The organism is Azospira sp. (assembly GCF_030247495.1).
Classification (GTDB): Bacteria; Pseudomonadota; Gammaproteobacteria; order Burkholderiales; family Rhodocyclaceae; genus Azospira; species Azospira oryzae.
In genome coordinates this window covers 15,275-31,512 of record NZ_JAOTRW010000003.1, presented here as the reverse complement: position 1 = coordinate 31,512, position 16,238 = coordinate 15,275, and the positions used below count along the sequence as shown (strand labels likewise).

The following is a 16,238-nucleotide window of genomic DNA, read 5'->3' as shown; positions in this document are numbered from 1 at the left end:
AGTTATGGATTTATCCGCCACAGATACGGGAGGGAGTCATGGCCAAACACCGGAGCCGCCACCGGCAAGGCAGAAAAGGGAATGAAGCGGTCACCACCGGCAAGGACGGGCACCTGTTCGACTTTGCCGAAATCGACGCGCTGCTGAACAAGAGCTATCGCCGCACCTGGCTGGTCCTACTGGCCCTGGGGGGAGCATTTTTCACCCTCTCGGCCATGGCCATGCTCAACTAGGCGATACCACCATGACCTCTCCGGCACCATTGATTCAGGAAGCCTTGCCCGGCGGCGACTTTGGCCCGGGCGACAAGCGGCAGCAGTACCGCAACCGGCTCTGCCGCGAGCGCAGTGCCGCCGCGGCCAACCGGGCGGTGGCACTGCTGGCGGAAATGGGCATCAAGTCCCGCATCTTCGGCCCCCTGACCAGGAACCGGGAGGATTTTTCCCCGGGCAGCGGCATCGACCTGTGCGTCTTCGACGAGAACCCTCTCAACGGCCCCGAAGGCCCCCGTTACCGGGACATCATGCTGGCCGTCAGCACGGCGGGTGAAGGCCTGCTGATCCAGGTCCACTTCCTCTCCCAGCTCTCGCCGCCCCTGGCCCGCACCGTGCAAAGCACCGGCCTGCCCCGGATCAACTGAGGCGGAACGGCTCCCCGCCGGGACTAGCCAAAAGCGGCCATCCGGGCCAAGATGTGGCCCCTTTGACCAGCGACCACTCCCATGAGCCATCCGCGTCATGACATCGACGTCAGCGAAGAAGCCGGCGTCCGCTATCTGCATTTCGGTTCCGACTGGGTCCAGGGGGCCATGCGCATCGCCCGGCCGTGGAACCTGGAACTGGCCTACACCCGGGAAATGATGGCCGGCCTGCTGCTGCGACAGGAGACGCCCTGGCCCCGCCACGCCCTGCTGATCGGCCTGGGCGCCGGCTCCCTGACCAAGTACATCTACCGCCACCTGCCCCAGACCCGCATCACCGTGGTGGAGATCAATCCCGAGGTGGAGCTGGTGGCCCGTTTCCACTTCAAGCTGCCCCAGGACCCGGCACGCCTGACCATCCACATCGATGACGGCGCCGCCTTCATGGCCGCCAGCCAGGAACAGTACGACCTGATCCTGGTGGACGGCTTCGATCCCGACGCCCGGGCCGGCGGCCTGGATACCGCCCCCTTCTACCAGCACTGCCGGGAACGGCTGACGGCCGACGGCCTGCTCAGCATCAACCTGCTGGGACGCAACCGGGGCTTTGCCGCCAGCGCCGAACGCCTGCGCCAGGCCTTCGACGGCCGCGCCCTGGTCTTCCCCTCCTGCGACAGCGGCAACGCCATTGCCTTCGCCGCATCCGGCAATCCGGTCGCCGTCGGTCTGGACGAACTGCGGACCCGGGCCGAAACGCTGAAGCGGGAAACCGGGCTCAACCTGCTGCCCACCGTGACCCGCCTGCAGATGGCCGGCAGCCTGGCCGGCGGACGCCTGAGTCTGTGACATGCACTGGCTGCACCTGGCCATCGCCATCGTCGCCGAAGTCATCGCCACCTCGGCCCTGAAAGCCGCCGCCGGCTTTACCCGGCCCCTGCCCTCCCTGGTGGTGGTGGCCGGCTACGGCCTCGCCTTCTACTTTCTCTCCCTGACCCTCCGGGTCATTCCCATGGGCGTCGCCTATGCCGTGTGGTCGGCCGTGGGCATCGCCCTGGTCTCCCTCATCGGCTGGCTGGTGTACGACCAGCGTCTGGACGCTCCTGCCTTGCTGGGGATGGGGCTGATCGTCGCCGGCGTCGCCGTGATCCAGCTCTTCTCCCGCACCGCCCACTAGGGGGCGACCCCTCAGCCGAGGAAGTCCTCGGCGAACCGGCCCTGGATGCGGTCGATCTCGCTGCGGTTGCGCAGCAGGGCATCGACGCAGTCGTGGTCGAACTTGCGCCCGGCCATCTCGGCCAGCATGGAAAAGGCCTGGTCGTTACTCCAGGCCTCCTTGTAGGGGCGCTCGCTGGTGAGGGCGTCGAAGACGTCGGCCACGGCGACGATGCGGGCCTCCACCGGGATGTCGTCGCCCCGCAGGCCATGGGGATAGCCGCTGCCGTCCAGGGACTCATGGTGGTGCAGGACGATGTTGCGCAGCATTTCCGAACGCTGCATGCCCTGGATGCCGAAATTTTCCAGCATGGAATCGACGATCTGCCGCCCCTTCACCGTGTGCTGCTGGATCTGCACAAACTCCTCGGGTTCCAGCCGGCCCGGCTTGAGCAGCAGGGAATCGGGCACCGCCACCTTGCCGATGTCGTGCAGGGGGGCGAAAAGGTACAGGTACTCGACGAAGGCATCGTCCAGCTTGAAGCGGGGTGCCACTTCCTGGGCAATGATGCGGGAGTAGTGGGCCATGCGCTCCAGGTGCGCCCCCGTCTCGAAATCCCGGATCTGGGCGATCTGGGTCACGGTGCGCACCGAGGCCATCAGGGTGCGCAGGCAGGCCAGTTCGTTGACCACCACCAGGGACAGCTGGTGCCCCACCATATTCAGGTGGTGCAGGGCCTGGGCGTCGAACACCCACTTCTGCCGGGAATTGAAGAAGAGAAAGCCGTAGAGAGCGCCGTTATGGGCCACCGGCATGGTGTAGCTGGCGCCGTAGCCGCTGCTGCGCACCCGCCGGGAATGCTCCCGCACCAGATCCTGGGACAGCACGTCCATGTCGTTGATGACCCGGGGGCGCCGGGAGGTGGCGATTTCCGTCAGGGACGAGGAGGCCGACAGCTTGCTCTCGTAGAAGGAAAGGGGCGCTTCCCCGTCGCTGGAATGGAGGAAGGTTTTCAGGTTGTCCGTCAGGGGCTCGTAGGAGGCGACGGCGATACGGTCGATGAATGGCAGGGACTGGCGCAGGTGGTCGTGAATCCGTTCCAGCTTCTCCTGCAGGGGCAGGGACTGGTGCAACAGGTCCAGCCCGTCTTCATGGGAGAAGACAGGCAGGTCCGGCAACAGCGCTGGAGGCTGGACAAGGGAAGAAACCACGGTCACGGTCGGATACCACCACACAGAGCGAAAGGCATTATACGAATCATAATCATCAAGCCGCAATATGACGGGTTGCTGACAAGCTGGATTAACCGGCGCAAGCAGACAGGCGCCGGGAAAAAAATGCAGCAAAAAACCTGCCACAAAACGGAAACGGCAGCGTAACCCCCGCATCGTATGGTCGGATTTTTCCCTGGGAAGACGCCATGCACGTACTGATGCTTTCCGATGTGTATTTCCCGCGCATCAACGGGGTTTCCACCTCCATCGAGACTTTCCGCCGGGAATTCGAGGCCGCCGGGGACCGGGTCACCCTCATGGTGCCCGACTACCCGGGCGCCCAGGCCGAGCCCGGCATCATCCGCATCGCCTCCCATCGCCTGCCCCTGGACCCGGAAGACCGGCGCATGGAACTGCGCACCATCCTGGCCCACGAGGAACAACTTCGGGGCATGGACATCGACCTGATCCACATCCAGACCCCCTTCATCGCCCACTACGCCGGCACCGCCCTGGCCAAGCGGCTGGGGGTTCCCTGCGTCGAGACCTACCACACCCTGTTCGAGGAATATTTCCACCACTACATCCCCTTCCTGCCCAAGGGCATGCTGCGGGGGCTGACCCGGCGCTTTTCCCGGCGCCAGTGCAATGCCCTGGACGGGGTCATCGTCCCCTCCACCGCCATGGCCGAGCGCCTGCAAAGCTACGGCGTCACCACGCCTCTGCGGGTGGTGCCCACCGGCATTCCCCTGCAACAGTTCGGCCAGGGCGACGGCGCCGCCTTCCGCCAGCGCCTCGGCCTGGCGCCGGAAACGCCGGTGGCCCTGTTCGTCGGCCGGGTGGCGGGGGAAAAGAACATCGACTTCCTCCTTCAGGCCCACCGCCTGGCCCTGCTGCGCCTGCCGGAACTGCATCTGGTGGTGGCCGGCGAGGGCCCGGCCCTGGCGGGTCTGCGGCGGCTGGCGGAGGCCCTGGGCACCAGCGACAAGGTCCGTTTCGTCGGCTACCTGCACCGCCGGGACGAGCTGCCGGCCTGCTATGCGGCGGCCGACGCCTTCGTCTTCGCCTCACGCACCGAGACCCAGGGCCTGGTACTGCTGGAGGCCATGGCCGAAGGGGTGCCGGTGGTGGCCCTCTCCATCATGGGCACCCGGGACATCCTCATGCCGGCGCGGGGCGCCGTCTCGCCGCCCGACGATCCGGCGGAGTTCGCCGAGGCCCTGGCCAACCTGCTGCAGAACCCAGAACAACGCCAGCGGCTGGCCCGGGAAGCCCGGGAATACGTGCTGGAATGGTCGGCCCCTGCCTGTGCCGGGCGCCTGCGCCAGGCCCTGGCGGAATTGCTGCAGAGCCGCATGAACACAGGGCCCCTGACCCCTTGCACATCTTCGCCAGTGGACTAACATGAGGGTGTTCTCCCACCCATTACACCCGCACAAAGGGGGGACGGTCCTACAACAACAAAATGCTTTCCTGGCCGCCCGACCGGCAACACCGGGGCCGAGCCGACAGACCGTCTTAGCAATACAGGAGGAGAATCCCATGCTGTCCTTAAAAGACTGCCTCGACTTCTGCGACATGGAGCAGGAAGAAATTTCTGCCATCGCCCAACACGAGCACATTCCCGTCATCGTCGCCGCCGAGCTGTGCGACACCCTGCTGCATACGGAAGAAGGGGTGCGCGATCTGCACTCCATGCTTCTGGACAACATCGCCACCGCCCTGGAACACGGGGAAGTGGAACGGGCCAACGAGCTATCCCGCACCTACCAGCACTTCCAGACCAGCCACCCTTTGGCGCCCAGAGCCTGAGGCGCTATTGACCGGCCCCAAGCCGGCCGGGATTCGGCGCCTTCTACTCTCCCCGGCGGCCGAATCCCACCTTCTTCCTGCACTCTGCGGCAGTCCTTGCGCCGCTTCCACCCACCTGCGCCGGCAGCGGCGATCCGGCCTGTGAGCCCCGGATCGCCGCCCGGCGGCAGAGACCCGGGACCACGCTTCAGGCTGCCAGCACTTCCTTGTGGGCCTGCTTCTCGTAGAGGAACTCCAGCACCGCCGCCCGGGCGGCGATGTATTTCGGGTCGTTGGCCAGGGCCAGGCGATTGCGCGGCCGCGGCAGGTCCACGCTGAGGATTTCGCCGATGGTGGCGGCCGGGCCGTTGGTCATCATGACGATGCGGTCCGACAGCAGCACCGCCTCATCCACATCGTGGGTGACCATGACCACGGTGGCCTGGGTGGCATCGCAGATCTTCATCAGCTCGTCCTGCAGCTTGGCTCGGGTCAGGGCATCCAGGGCGCCGAAGGGCTCATCCATGAGCAGCACCTTGGGCTGCATGGAAAGGGCCCGGGCAATGCCCACCCGCTGCTTCATGCCCCCGGAAATCTCGTGGGGGAACTTGGTCTCGGCGTGGGTCAGGCCCACCAGGGCCAGGGCGTCGTGGGTGCGCTGCTTCAGCTTGGCCTTGCCCTCCTTGGCAGCGAAAACCCGCTCCACCGCCAGGTAGACGTTGTCGAAGCAGGTCAGCCAGGGCAGCAGGGAATGGTTCTGGAAGACCACCCCCCGCTCCGGCCCGGGGCCGGCGATCTCCCGGCCGTCGCAGATGAGAGCACCATCCGTAGGCCGGGTGAGGCCGGCGATGAGGTTGAGCAGCGTGGACTTGCCGCAGCCGGAGTGGCCGATGAGGGCGATGAACTCCCCCTGGCGGATGGACAGATCCACGTCGCGCAGGGCGACGAACTTGCCTTTCTTGGTATCGAAGGTCTGGCCGACGGCTTCGATCTGGACGAATTTTTCCATGCTTACTTCTCCTCGTAGCTGAAGCGGTTGGCCAGCAGCACCAGGGCCTGCTCCAGCAGGAGCCCCACCAGGCCGACGACAAAGATGGCGATGATGATGTGTTCGACGTTGAGGTTGTTCCACTCGTCCCACACCCAGAAGCCCAGGCCGACGCCACCGGTGAGCATTTCCGCGGCGACGATCACCAGCCAGGCGACGCCGATGGAAAGGCGCACCCCGGTGAGCATGTAGGGCAGCACGGCGGGAAAGAGGATCTTGGTGAACACCTTCCACTCCGGCAGGTCCAGCACCCGGGCCACGTTCAGGTAGTCCTTGGGAATGCGCTGCACGCCCACGGCGGTGTTGATGATCATGGGCCAGATGGAGGAGATGAAGATGACCCAGATGGCCGCCGGGTTGGCCGCCTTGAACACCAGCAGGCCGATGGGCAGCCAGGCCAGGGGCGAGACGGGCCGCAGCAGGCTGATGATGGGCGACATCATGCGGTTGAGGAAATCGAAGCGCCCCAGCAGGAAGCCGGCGGGAATGCCGATCAGGGCGGCCATGCCGAAGCCGATGCCGACACGCTGCAGGGAGTTGAGGATGTTCCAGCCGATACCCATGTCGTTGGGACCGTTCTGGTAGAAGGGATCGGCAAAGAGCTGCACCGCCGAGGCCCAGGTCTTGGCCGGCCCGGGCAGCTGGGGGCTGGTCATGGAGACCAGGTACCAGAGGCCGACGAAGACGGCCAGGCCGATCAGGGGCGGCAGCACCACCTTGAGCACACCCACCAGGGCCTCGTTGCTGCGCCGGCCGGCGGCAGCCCGGGCCGGCTCCTGCGCCGATGGCGGCACCGGGGCCGCCGTCACGGAGGCGGCCGGGCCGCTCCCCACACTGCTGTCATTCATGGCCATGGCGGCTGCTCCCTGGTCTGTTGCATCGTTCGTCGGGCTGGCCGCCAGCGCGGTGTTGCCCTGAATCAAAGTCATCGTCGTCATGATCATTCCCCCATGCACGGATGGAGGCGGCCCCCGGCCCCGCCGGGACGGCCGCCGGTTGCTTTTAGGCGCGCACCTTGAAACTGGCGGCGTATTTCTTCGGGTCCTTGCCGTCCCACACCACGCCGTCGATCAGCTTGGAGGAACGCAGGTCGCTCTTGGGCACGGCCACCCCGGCCTTCTCCGCCGCCTGGCGGTACAGGCCCACCTGGTTGATGGCCTTGGCCACGCCCAGGTAGTCCGGATCGTCCTTGAGCAGGCCCCAGCGGCGGTGCTGGGTGAGGAACCACATGCCGTCGGAGAGGTAGGGGAAATTTACCTGGCCGTCGTTGAAGAACTTCATGTGGTTCTTGTCGTCCCAGGTCTTGCCGATGCCGTTGCTGTAGCGGCCCAGCATGCGGTCCAGGATCACGTCCACATCCGTATTGACGTAGGCCTTGGCGGCGATGGTCTCGGCCGTCTCCCGGCGATTGGCCAGGGAGGCGTCGATCCAGCGGGAAGCCTCCAGGATGGCGGCGGTGACGGCCACGGCGGTCTTCGGGTGCTTGGCCGCCCAGTCGGCGGTGGTGCCCAGCACCTTTTCCGGATGGTCGGTCCAGATGTCCTGGGTGGTGGCGGCGGTGAAGCCCACCTTGTCGATGATGGCCCGGGCGTTCCAGGGCTCGCCGACACAGTAGCCGTCCATATTGCCCACCCGCATGTTGGCCACCATCTGGGGGGGCGGCACGGTGATGGTCTTGACGTCCTTCATGGGGTTGATGTCGTGGGCCGCCAGCCAGTAGTAGAGCCACATGGCATGGGTGCCCGTGGGGAAGGTCTGGGCAAAGGTGAATTCCCGCTTCTCGCTGCTGATCAGCTTCTTCAGGGCGGCGCCGTCGGTGACGCCCTTGTCCTTCAGCTGGCTGGAGAGGGTGATGCCCTGGCCGTTGTTGTTGAGGGTCATGAGGCTGGCCATGTCCTTCTTCGGCCCGCCGATGCCCAGGTGCACGCCGTAGATGAGGCCGTACAGCACGTGGGCCGCATCCAGTTCCCCATTCACCAGCTTGTCGCGCACGGCGGCCCAGGAGGCCTCCTTGGTGGGCACGATCTTGATGCCGTACTTCTTGTCGAAGCCCTTGGCCGCGGCCATGACCACGGAGGCGCAGTCGGTCAGGGGAATGAAGCCGATCTTCACCTCGGTCTTTTCCGGTGCGTCGGAACCGGCGGCAAAGGCGGCGGCACGCAGACCGGGAGTCAGGCCCATGAGCGCTGCTCCCAAGCCCAGGAGGCCGGCGGATTTGACGAACTCGCGGCGTTCCGCCGCCACGGCATCGGGTGCCTCGAATTGCTTTTGCTTGGACATTCCATGCTCCTTGACCTCAGAAAAAAGAAAAGGCGTCACACCCGCGTGAGAGGAGAGAGAACACGCGGATGGACGCCTTTGTCCGTTTGCCGGTCAGGGCTTCACTGCGCTGCCCGGCGTTGCTCGAACCGCCATTGGTCCGACTTACGACCTAGTTCAGCAACCACCGTGCCAGGCAGCAAAAATATCTGGAATTCACCGTTACTTCATATAGATAGCCACATTCCCACCACCCTGAAAAAATCCATCCGCGGCACCGGAGCGCACTGCTGCGGTGCGCCATGGCGTGACCGCCGCACAAGAAGGGGGAACCCGGGCCGGCGGTTGCAGCGACAGCGGAGGAAGGACAGCGGAATGGGGAGCGACGGCGGGAGAGGAAAGGGGAACGGCGAAAGCGCCGACCCCATCTATGACCAAACGCCTAAAGACACTGGCATCCGATGTTCTTATGATTATCGGGTTGTTGATGGCATGCAACACAAAATAATGCTCCCGCACGTATCGGGAGCGGGAGGGAAACATGGATATCCAGCAACAGCCCATGGAAGCCCCGCGTTTACTGTCGGGCTGGATGATGGGCAGTGCAGGCACGCAGGAAAACCACGACATCCTTTGGGACGACGTGGAGCATCTGCCCTCCGCCGCCGTCAGTTTTCTCCTCATCGCCCTGCCCCTCTCCCTGCTGCTGCCGGTGATGGCCAACTTCGCCGGCAACGCCTACGGCAACCGCATCATCGCCGGCTTCATTGCCCCCAGCTGGGAACGCCTGCTGCTCATCCTGGCCTGGGAACTGCTGATGGTGCCCCTGCTGGCGGGCGTCGCCCACCTGGCCGGGCGCTTCTTCCAGGTGCCGATGAACCGGCGCCAGGCCTTCCTGGTGGTGACCCTCAGCACCATTCCCCTATGGCTGGCCTCCCTGGCCCTGGCCGTGCCCAGCCTGATTTTCATCCTCATCACCGGCATGGTCGCCCTGGCCCTTTCCAGCTACGCCATGTACCGCTGCATCCGCCGCCTGCTGGCGGTGGAGGACGACTGCCTGGCCACCCTCTTCTGCGGCGTCATCATGGTCTGCGCCCTGCCGGCGTGGACCGTCATCCTGGCCCTGGTCCTGATCCACTAGACCAGGGCGCCATCGCCCCTGCCGGGGCCGCGTCCCGGCACAACCTCAGCCGACGGCGAAGGCCGGATATTCCTGGGCCTTCTCGAACAACTCCCGTTCCTCGAAACGCACGTGATCGCTCAGGGCTGTGGCGAAGGCTTCCAGGGCGCCCCGGTCGCCCCGGCCGATGCGCTCGGCCAGGCCCCGCAGCTGGGCGTGCTCGGCCAGGGTGCGGGCCACCAGCTGGTGCTCGCCGGCGGCTTCCAGCCAGGGCAGCAATTCCTCTTCCTCGCGCTGGAAGTGGGGTTCCAGCTCGGCGGCGAAGAGGCTCGACATCTGGCCCGCCAGGGCGTTCATGGCCGCCTGGTCGGCCGCCAGCACGGCCTTGCGGCAATCCAGGGACAGCTTGAGGGCGGTGTGGTGTTCGCGGGACAACTGCAACAGGGCGGGATGGCGTTTCATGGCGGACTCCCGGAAAGGGTGATGGGAGACAGTATGGCGCCGGACGGGGAACCGGGGCCAGGATGCAAATCAAACCCAACATCACCCGGGTCAAAGCCAGGGATGGGCCGGCGGCCCGGCCTTCAGAGCAGGACCTTGGCCATCTCGATGACGTCCCGGGAGACCCGGGAGATGCTCTGGCCCCGGTCCATGGCCAGGCGGCGCAGGGCGTGGTAGGCCTCTTCCTCTTCCATCTTGCGGGTCTTCATGAGCAGGCCCTTGGCCCGCTCGATGATCTTGCGGTCGGACAGCTTCTGCGTGGTTTCCGCCAGTTCCCGGCGCAGGGCCAGGGTTTCCTCGAAGCGGGCCCGGGCCACCTCGACGATGGGCTTGATGCGGGCCGGGTCCAGGCCATCCACCACGTAGGAGGAGACGCCGGCCTTCATGGCCTCCCGGATCAGGCCCGAATCGTCGTCGTTGGCGAAGATGATCACCGGCCGGGGCATGTCCCGGTTCATGGCGGAAAGGTGTTCCAGGGTGTCCCGGCTGGGGCTGTCGGTTTCGATGAGGATGACGTCGGGCTTCAGTTCCTCCACCCTTCCCGCCAGGTCTAGGGACGAGGCCAGCACGGCCGCCACCTGGTGGCCGGCCTTGACCAGGCCGGCGCAGATGTCGGCGGCCCGGCTCTGGGATTCATCGATGACGAGAACGCGCAGCATGGGTAGGTGGATTCCTGAAAAGACCTAGTCGAGGGCCAGGATGTGCTCGGCCATGGCGTCGATCACGCCCGGAGCTTCGCCGATGGCGCCGGCGATGTGGATGCTGAGCTGGGGATGCTGGCGTGCCGCGGCTTCTACCTGCAGGGGCAGATCCCGCTTCAGGTGGCCGCTCTGGGCCATGAACATGGGCGCCAGGCGGATGCTGGTGACGCCCTCGTCGGCCAACTGGGCGACGCACTGTTCCAGGGTTGGCTCCATGAATTCGAGGAAGGCCAGGGCGACGCGGCGCTGGGGCTCCCGCGCCTGGATGGCGCGCTTCACGCGCTGCATGGGCTCGGCCCACTGGGGGTCCCGGGCACCGTGGCCGAAAAGGATGAGGGCAGTTTGGGTCATGTCTGGATTATGGGTGAAGGCAAGGGGCGAGGGAATTGATCGATATCGCCTTTTGCCGCAGCCGGCAAAGGCCGCGACGTCCCCTGCTTCGGCCGCCGGAACGGCCATTGGTTCCATGCCATCGCCAGGAGGCAGCAGGGACGGACTTCTCCGCCATGGCATGGCCGTCAGGCCCGTCCCTTCTGCCTCTCCGGGCATGGCCGTTTCCCCGTCAGGCCTGGAGCCAGACCCGGCCGTCTTCCACCTTCACCTGGAAGCGGGCGGTACAGCCCTGGTCCGGCGCCACCGCCTCGCCGCTGGCCAGCTCGATGTTCCAGCTGTGCAGGGGGCAGGTCACCCGCTGGCCGTGCACGATGCCCTGGGAGAGGGGCCCACCCTTGTGGGGGCACTTGTCGTGGAGGGCGAAGACGGCATCGCCGTCGGTGCGGAACACGGCAATATCGCCGCCCGGGTGCTGCACCACCCGGGAACCCAGCAGGGGGATGTCTTCCAGGGCGCAGAGGTTTTTCCATTGGCTCATTTTTCGTTCCTTAAAACCGTTTTGCCACAGAGGGCACAGAGAACACCGAGAGAATCGTGCCGGCCTGCCGGCTTAGAAGGCCAGGGGCTCGAATTCACGCCGGGCCGGGGCTTCCTGGTGCTCGGCCCAGGGATCGGCGGCATCCTTGAGGGAATCGAGCAGGCGGGCGTGCAGGGCCTTGCGGTTGTCCTCGTCCTCCACCACCAGGCGCTTGACGTGGTCCAGGCCCACCCGCTGCACGTAATGCACGGTGCGCTCCAGGTAGAAGCCCTCCTCCCGGTAGAGCTGGAGGAAGGCGCCGGAGTATTCCTTGACCTCTTCGGCGGTGGCCACCTTGCACAGGAACTGGGCCGCCTCGGTCTTGATGCCGCCGTTGCCGGCGACGTGGATTTCCCAGCCCGAATCGACGGCGATGATGCCCACGTCCTTGATGCCGGATTCGGCGCAGTTGCGCGGGCAGCCGGAGACGGCCAGCTTCACCTTGTGGGGGCTCCACATGTCGAACAGCATCTTCTCCAGCTCGATGCCCATGCCGGTGGAGTCCTGGGTGCCGAAGCGGCAGAACTGGCTGCCGACGCAGGTCTTCACGGTGCGGATGGACTTGCCGTAGGCGTGGCCGGAGACCATGCCGGCCTGGGCCAGGTCGGCCCACATGTGAGGCAGGTCCTCCTTCTTCACCCCCAGGAGGTCGATGCGCTGGCCGCCGGTGACCTTGACCATGGGCACCTGGTACTTGTCCGCCACGTCGGCGATGGCCCGCAGTTCGTTGGGCGTGGTGACGCCGCCCCACATGCGCGGCACCACCGAATAGGTGCCGTCCTTCTGGATGTTGGCGTGGGCCCGCTCGTTGATGAAGCGGCTTTGCGGATCGTCCATGGCCTCGTGGGGGAAGGTGGAGATGAGGTAGTAGTTGAGGGCCGGGCGGCACTTCTCGCAACCGTTGGGATTCTTCCAGGCCAGGGCTTCGATCACCGCCGGAATGGAGGTCAGGTGCCGCTCCCGGATGGCCTGGCGCACGGCCCCGTGGCTGTGCTCGGTGCAGCCGCACATGGGCTTCTCGGCGCTGCTGGCGGCCTGGTAGGCGCCACCCACGGTGGAAGCCAGGATCTGCTCCACCAGGCCGGTGCAGGAACCGCAGGAGGCGGAAGCCTTGGTGTGCTTGCGCACCTCGTCCAGGGTGAACAGCCCCTTCTCCTTGATGGCCTTGACGATGACGCCCTTGGTGACGCCGTTGCAGCCGCACACCTCGGCGCTGTCGGCCATGGCGGCGGCCTTGTTGTGGCCCTGGTGGCCCGTGTCCCCCAGGTTGCTCTGGCCGAACATGAGGTGGTCGCGAATCTGGCTGACGTCCTTGCCCTCCCGCAGCAGCTGGAAGTACCAGGAACCGTCCGCCGTGTCGCCGTAGAGCACGCCGCCCACCAGCTTGTTGTCCTTCAGCACCAGGCGCTTGTACACGCCGCCGGCCGGGTCGTGCAGAACGATGTCCTCGGTGTCGCTGCCGCCCATGAAGTCGCCGGCGGAGAAAAGGTCGATGCCGGTGACCTTCAGCTTGGTGGAAGTCACCGAGCCCTGGTAGCGACCGATGCCGTAACCGGCCAGATGGTTGGCGCAGACCTTGGCCTGCTCGAACAGCGGCGCCACCAGGCCGTAGGCGATGCCGCGATGGCTGACGCATTCGCCCACGGCGTAGATTTTCGGATCGTAGGTCTGCAGGGTGTCGGAGACGACGATGCCCCGGTTGCAGTGAATGCCGGAAGACTCGGCCAGGGCCGTGTTGGGGCGGATGCCCACCGCCATCACCACCAGGTCGGCGGGAATCTGCATGCCGTCCTTGAAGCGGATGGCCGCCACCCGGCCGCTCTCGCCGGCGATGAGGGCTTCCGTGTTCTTCTGCAGCAGGAATTTCAGGCCCCGCTCCTCCAGGGACTGCTGCAGCATGCGCCCGGCCACCTCGTCCAGCTGGCGCTCCAGCAGCCAGGGGCCGACGTGCACCACGGTCACGTCCATGCCCCGCAGCTTGAGGCCGTTGGCCGCTTCCAGGCCCAAGAGGCCGCCGCCGATGACCACCGCGTGGCGATGGGTCCTGGCCGCCTCGATCATGGCGTCGGTGTCGGCGATGTCCCGATAGGCGATCACCCCCGGCAGGTCGTTGCCGGGGATGGGCAGCATGAAGGGGTTGGAGCCGGTTGCCAGCAGCAGGCGGTCGTAGGACTCCACCGTGCCGTCCTCGGCGACGACCTGGCGCCTGACCCGGTCCACCTTGGTCACCTTCTTGTTGAGGTGCAGCTTGATGCCGTTGTCGGCGTACCACTGCAGATCGTTGAGGACGATCTCGGGCACCGTCATCTCGCCGGCCAGGACCGGGGAAAGCAGGATGCGGTTGTAGTTGGGATGGGGTTCGGCGCCGAAGACGGTGATGTCGTAGTGGTCCGGGGCGATCTTCAGCAGCTCTTCCAGGGTGCGCACGCCGGCCATGCCGTTGCCCACCAGCACCAGTTTGGGTTTGTTCATGAAGCACTCCTTCGGTCGCCGGCTTCCGGGGTGCGGGACGGGCCTCGGACGGCGCCCGCGCCATTGCGGTACGCCGTCGTGCCCTCCCGCAACGCCATCAGGCAGCGAGAGAAAACATTGAAGGGCAGTGCTTCACGTTGACCCCGAGGGCCACACCACCGGCAGTCCCGCCGCCCAGGCGACAGGAGTACGCCTGAGATTTAGCAATCGCCATGCCATTCCGTAAGCACATGATTTAAATGAGATAACACCAAACCCGCCGCCCGCTCCGCCGCACACAACTGGTGCATCGCCGCCTCGCCCTGCCCCGCCAGCGGGCGCCCGGCACCGTCCCTCGGCTGCCGCCCGCCGCCGGTCCCCTGCTGGCCCAAAGGCCTATTTGAGGAAGTCCGGGCCCATGCCAGAATGGGCCGACAGACGAGTGCTTCGTGCGCCCCATCCCAATGGAGAACGCCATGGCTCCCGAAAACAGTACCGCCCCCCCCAACCGCCCGCCCCTGGTGCGTCCCGGACGCAGCCTGCTGGTCGGCTGGCTGCTCCTGGTGGCCATCATCATCGGCCTGGTCTTCCGGGAAATCGGCGAAACCCGGGAACGCCTCTACAACGCCGCCTGGGACAACCTCAGCACCCTCAACCTGGCCCTGCTGGAACAGATGGAGCGGGCCATCACCGCCACCGACCAGGCCCTGCTCAACGCCCGCCAGGAAGTGGCCGCCATGCCGCCACTGGTGGCGGAGAAAAACCCGGCCCGGCGCGAGGAGCAGGCCCGGCGCCTGCACCAGCTGCTGCGCAGCCAGGTCACCGCCACCCCCTTCGTCACCAACCTGGTGCTGGTGGACGCCCAGGGCAATGTGCTGGCCCACTCGGCCCGCCACCCGGTACCCGCCATGAACGTGCGGGAGCGGGAATACTTCCGCCGTCTGCGCGACACGGCCGAGGCCGAGCCCCTCATCTCGCCCCCCACCCGCACCCTGCTCGACGGCTCCCAGCGGCTCATCTTCTCCCGCCGCCTGGTGGGGCCCCGGGGCCATTTCGCCGGCGTCATCCTGGCCAGCGTCAGCCTGGCCGATGTGGTCTCCTTCTACCGCTCCGTGCTGCACCTGCCCGGCGGCGCCGTGGCCCTTTACCACAGCAACACCACCCTGCTCGCCCGCTACCCGGAAATGCCCGACAGCCTGGGCCATGCCTACCCGGAACAGGACCTGTTCCTGCGCACTCCCGGCCGCGGCGCCAGCGGCACCCTGCTGGAAACCAGCTCCATGGATGGGCGCCAGCGCCTGAAAAGCTTCCGCGAGGCCAAGCGCTATCCCATCCTGGTCTCCGTCTCCCAGGAGGAAAGCGAACTGCTGCGCCCCTGGCGCGCCACCACCCTGCACATCATCCTCATGGGCCTGGGCAGCATCGTCCTCTGCTCCCTCTTCATCGGCCTCATCTGGCGCCAGCTGCAACGCCTGGAGGAACAGGCCCGGGCCCTGCGGGAAAGCGAAGGGCGCTTCCGCAACCTGGTGGAACGGGCCGGCGACGCCCTCTTCCTGCACGACCCCGGCGGCCGCATCGAGGACGTGAACCAGCAGGCCTGCGACAGCCTGGGCCTGCCCCGGGAGGAGCTGATCGGCAGCAATATGGACGCCTTCGAGGTCGGCATTCCCGCCGCCGAACTGCACCAGCTGTGGCACAACCTGGACACCAACGCCCCGGTGACCCAGGAAGGCCGCCACCGCCACCGCCTGGGCCACGAATTCCCGGTGGAGATGCGCATCGGCGCCTTCGCCTCCGGCGGCCGCCGCCTGATCCTGACCCTGGCCCGGGACGTCACCGAGCGCCAGGCCTACCAGGAGAAGCTGCGCCAGCAGGCCCTGCACGACGGCCTCACCGGCCTGCCCAACCGGGTCCTCTTCAACGACCTCCTGGGCCAGCTGCTGGCCCAGTCGGAACGGCAGGAGCGGGCTTTCGCCCTGCTCTTCGTGGACCTGGACCATTTCAAGGAAGTGAACGACACCCTGGGCCACGCCGCCGGCGACCGGCTGCTGCAGGAAGCGGCGGCCCGCCTGCGGGGCTGCCTGCGCAAGGCCGATACGGTGGCCCGCCTGGGGGGCGACGAATTCGCCGTGCTCCTGGCAGAGGTGGCGGGGGCCGAGGATGCAGAACAGGTGGCGGAAAAGATCGTCGCCGCCATGAACCGGCCCTTCCCCCTGCCGAACGGCGAGGGCCACGTCTCCGCCAGCATCGGCATCGCCCTCTACCCGGAAGCCGGCAAGGACGCAGAAACCCTGCTGCGCCACGCCGACTGGGCCATGTACCAGGCCAAGTCCGGCGGCCGCAACGGCTACCGGCGCTACCGGCACGTGGTGGGGGAAACGACTCTGGGCCAGGGCCTGGGGCTGTAAGCCATCGGGCCGGGCAGCACCCGGCTGGGAGCCAGGCGGGAC

17 protein-coding genes are annotated in these 16,238 nt (G+C 66.5%); 8 read left to right on the top strand and 9 right to left on the bottom strand.

All coding sequences use genetic code 11. The features are described 5' to 3' along the window. Positions 1-38 precede the first annotated feature (38 nt). The 4 genes from OEL49_RS03615 to OEL49_RS03600 all read left to right on the top strand — a co-directional run bounded on the left by OEL49_RS03615 (position 39) and on the right by OEL49_RS03600 (position 1,814). Positions 39-233, top strand: a complete 195-nt coding sequence (locus OEL49_RS03615) for a hypothetical protein (protein ID WP_014236914.1) — start codon at positions 39-41, stop codon at positions 231-233. 11 nt (positions 234-244) lie between these two features. After that, positions 245-640 (top strand): hypothetical protein, encoded by a 396-nt coding sequence (locus OEL49_RS03610; RefSeq protein WP_014236913.1) that lies wholly within the window; start codon positions 245-247, stop codon positions 638-640. Positions 641-721: 81 nt separating this feature from the next. After that, positions 722-1,486 carry a fused MFS/spermidine synthase gene (locus OEL49_RS03605; protein ID WP_014236912.1) on the top strand — a complete coding sequence of 255 codons (765 nt, stop codon included), beginning with the start codon at positions 722-724 and terminating at the stop codon, positions 1,484-1,486. Position 1,487: 1 nt separating this feature from the next. Next, a complete protein-coding gene (locus tag OEL49_RS03600) occupies positions 1,488-1,814 on the top strand; it encodes a DMT family transporter (protein WP_014236911.1) in 327 nt (108 codons plus the stop codon). 11 nt (positions 1,815-1,825) lie between these two features. Here the strand turns inward: OEL49_RS03600 and OEL49_RS03595 are convergent, their stop codons facing one another. After that, positions 1,826-2,971, bottom strand: coding sequence for an HD domain-containing phosphohydrolase (locus OEL49_RS03595; protein ID WP_050804288.1), 1,146 nt, complete (start codon positions 2,969-2,971; stop codon positions 1,826-1,828). A gap of 242 nt (positions 2,972-3,213) precedes the next feature. Here OEL49_RS03595 and OEL49_RS03590 point away from each other — a divergent pair, with 242 nt between their 5' ends. Both OEL49_RS03590 and OEL49_RS03585 read left to right on the top strand, forming a co-directional pair. Then, a complete protein-coding gene (locus tag OEL49_RS03590) occupies positions 3,214-4,410 on the top strand; it encodes a glycosyltransferase (protein ID WP_014236909.1) in 1,197 nt (398 codons plus the stop codon). Between the two features lie 139 nt (positions 4,411-4,549). Then, positions 4,550-4,819, top strand: a complete 270-nt coding sequence (locus tag OEL49_RS03585) for a hypothetical protein (RefSeq protein WP_014236908.1) — start codon at positions 4,550-4,552, stop codon at positions 4,817-4,819. 187 nt (positions 4,820-5,006) lie between these two features. On the opposite strand, the gene OEL49_RS03580 is transcribed toward OEL49_RS03585, so the two are convergent. The 3 genes from OEL49_RS03580 to OEL49_RS03570 all read right to left on the bottom strand — a co-directional run bounded on the left by OEL49_RS03580 (position 5,007) and on the right by OEL49_RS03570 (position 8,126). Further along, positions 5,007-5,807 carry an ABC transporter ATP-binding protein gene (locus OEL49_RS03580; RefSeq protein ID WP_014236907.1) on the bottom strand — a complete coding sequence of 267 codons (801 nt, stop codon included), beginning with the start codon at positions 5,805-5,807 and terminating at the stop codon, positions 5,007-5,009. Between the two features lie 2 nt (positions 5,808-5,809). Next, positions 5,810-6,700 carry a nitrate ABC transporter permease gene (ntrB, locus tag OEL49_RS03575; RefSeq protein ID WP_014236906.1) on the bottom strand — a complete coding sequence of 297 codons (891 nt, stop codon included), beginning with the start codon at positions 6,698-6,700 and terminating at the stop codon, positions 5,810-5,812. A 148-nt stretch (positions 6,701-6,848) separates the two neighbouring features. Continuing rightward, positions 6,849-8,126, bottom strand: a complete 1,278-nt coding sequence (locus OEL49_RS03570; protein WP_014236905.1) for a CmpA/NrtA family ABC transporter substrate-binding protein — start codon at positions 8,124-8,126, stop codon at positions 6,849-6,851. Positions 8,127-8,646: 520 nt separating this feature from the next. Between OEL49_RS03570 and OEL49_RS03565 the strand changes: the two genes are divergently transcribed. Then, positions 8,647-9,246, top strand: coding sequence for a YIP1 family protein (locus OEL49_RS03565; RefSeq protein ID WP_014236904.1), 600 nt, complete (start codon positions 8,647-8,649; stop codon positions 9,244-9,246). Between the two features lie 45 nt (positions 9,247-9,291). On the opposite strand, the gene OEL49_RS03560 is transcribed toward OEL49_RS03565, so the two are convergent. The 5 genes from OEL49_RS03560 to nirB all read right to left on the bottom strand — a co-directional run bounded on the left by OEL49_RS03560 (position 9,292) and on the right by nirB (position 13,809). Next, positions 9,292-9,687, bottom strand: a complete 396-nt coding sequence (locus OEL49_RS03560) for a hemerythrin domain-containing protein (protein WP_014236903.1) — start codon at positions 9,685-9,687, stop codon at positions 9,292-9,294. A 122-nt stretch (positions 9,688-9,809) separates the two neighbouring features. Further along, positions 9,810-10,385 carry an ANTAR domain-containing response regulator gene (locus tag OEL49_RS03555; RefSeq protein WP_014236902.1) on the bottom strand — a complete coding sequence of 192 codons (576 nt, stop codon included), beginning with the start codon at positions 10,383-10,385 and terminating at the stop codon, positions 9,810-9,812. A 24-nt stretch (positions 10,386-10,409) separates the two neighbouring features. Continuing rightward, positions 10,410-10,778, bottom strand: a complete 369-nt coding sequence (locus OEL49_RS03550; protein WP_287874012.1) for a sirohydrochlorin chelatase — start codon at positions 10,776-10,778, stop codon at positions 10,410-10,412. A gap of 211 nt (positions 10,779-10,989) precedes the next feature. Continuing rightward, complete coding sequence (gene nirD / locus OEL49_RS03545) at positions 10,990-11,298, bottom strand: nitrite reductase small subunit NirD (protein ID WP_014236900.1); 309 nt, start codon at positions 11,296-11,298, stop codon at positions 10,990-10,992. Positions 11,299-11,370: 72 nt separating this feature from the next. Next, positions 11,371-13,809 carry a nitrite reductase large subunit NirB gene (gene nirB, locus OEL49_RS03540; RefSeq protein WP_014236899.1) on the bottom strand — a complete coding sequence of 813 codons (2,439 nt, stop codon included), beginning with the start codon at positions 13,807-13,809 and terminating at the stop codon, positions 11,371-11,373. A gap of 455 nt (positions 13,810-14,264) precedes the next feature. On the opposite strand from nirB, the gene OEL49_RS03535 reads away from it, so the two are divergent. Further along, positions 14,265-16,196 (top strand): sensor domain-containing diguanylate cyclase, encoded by a 1,932-nt coding sequence (locus OEL49_RS03535; protein ID WP_287874011.1) that lies wholly within the window; start codon positions 14,265-14,267, stop codon positions 16,194-16,196. Positions 16,197-16,238 lie beyond the last annotated feature (42 nt).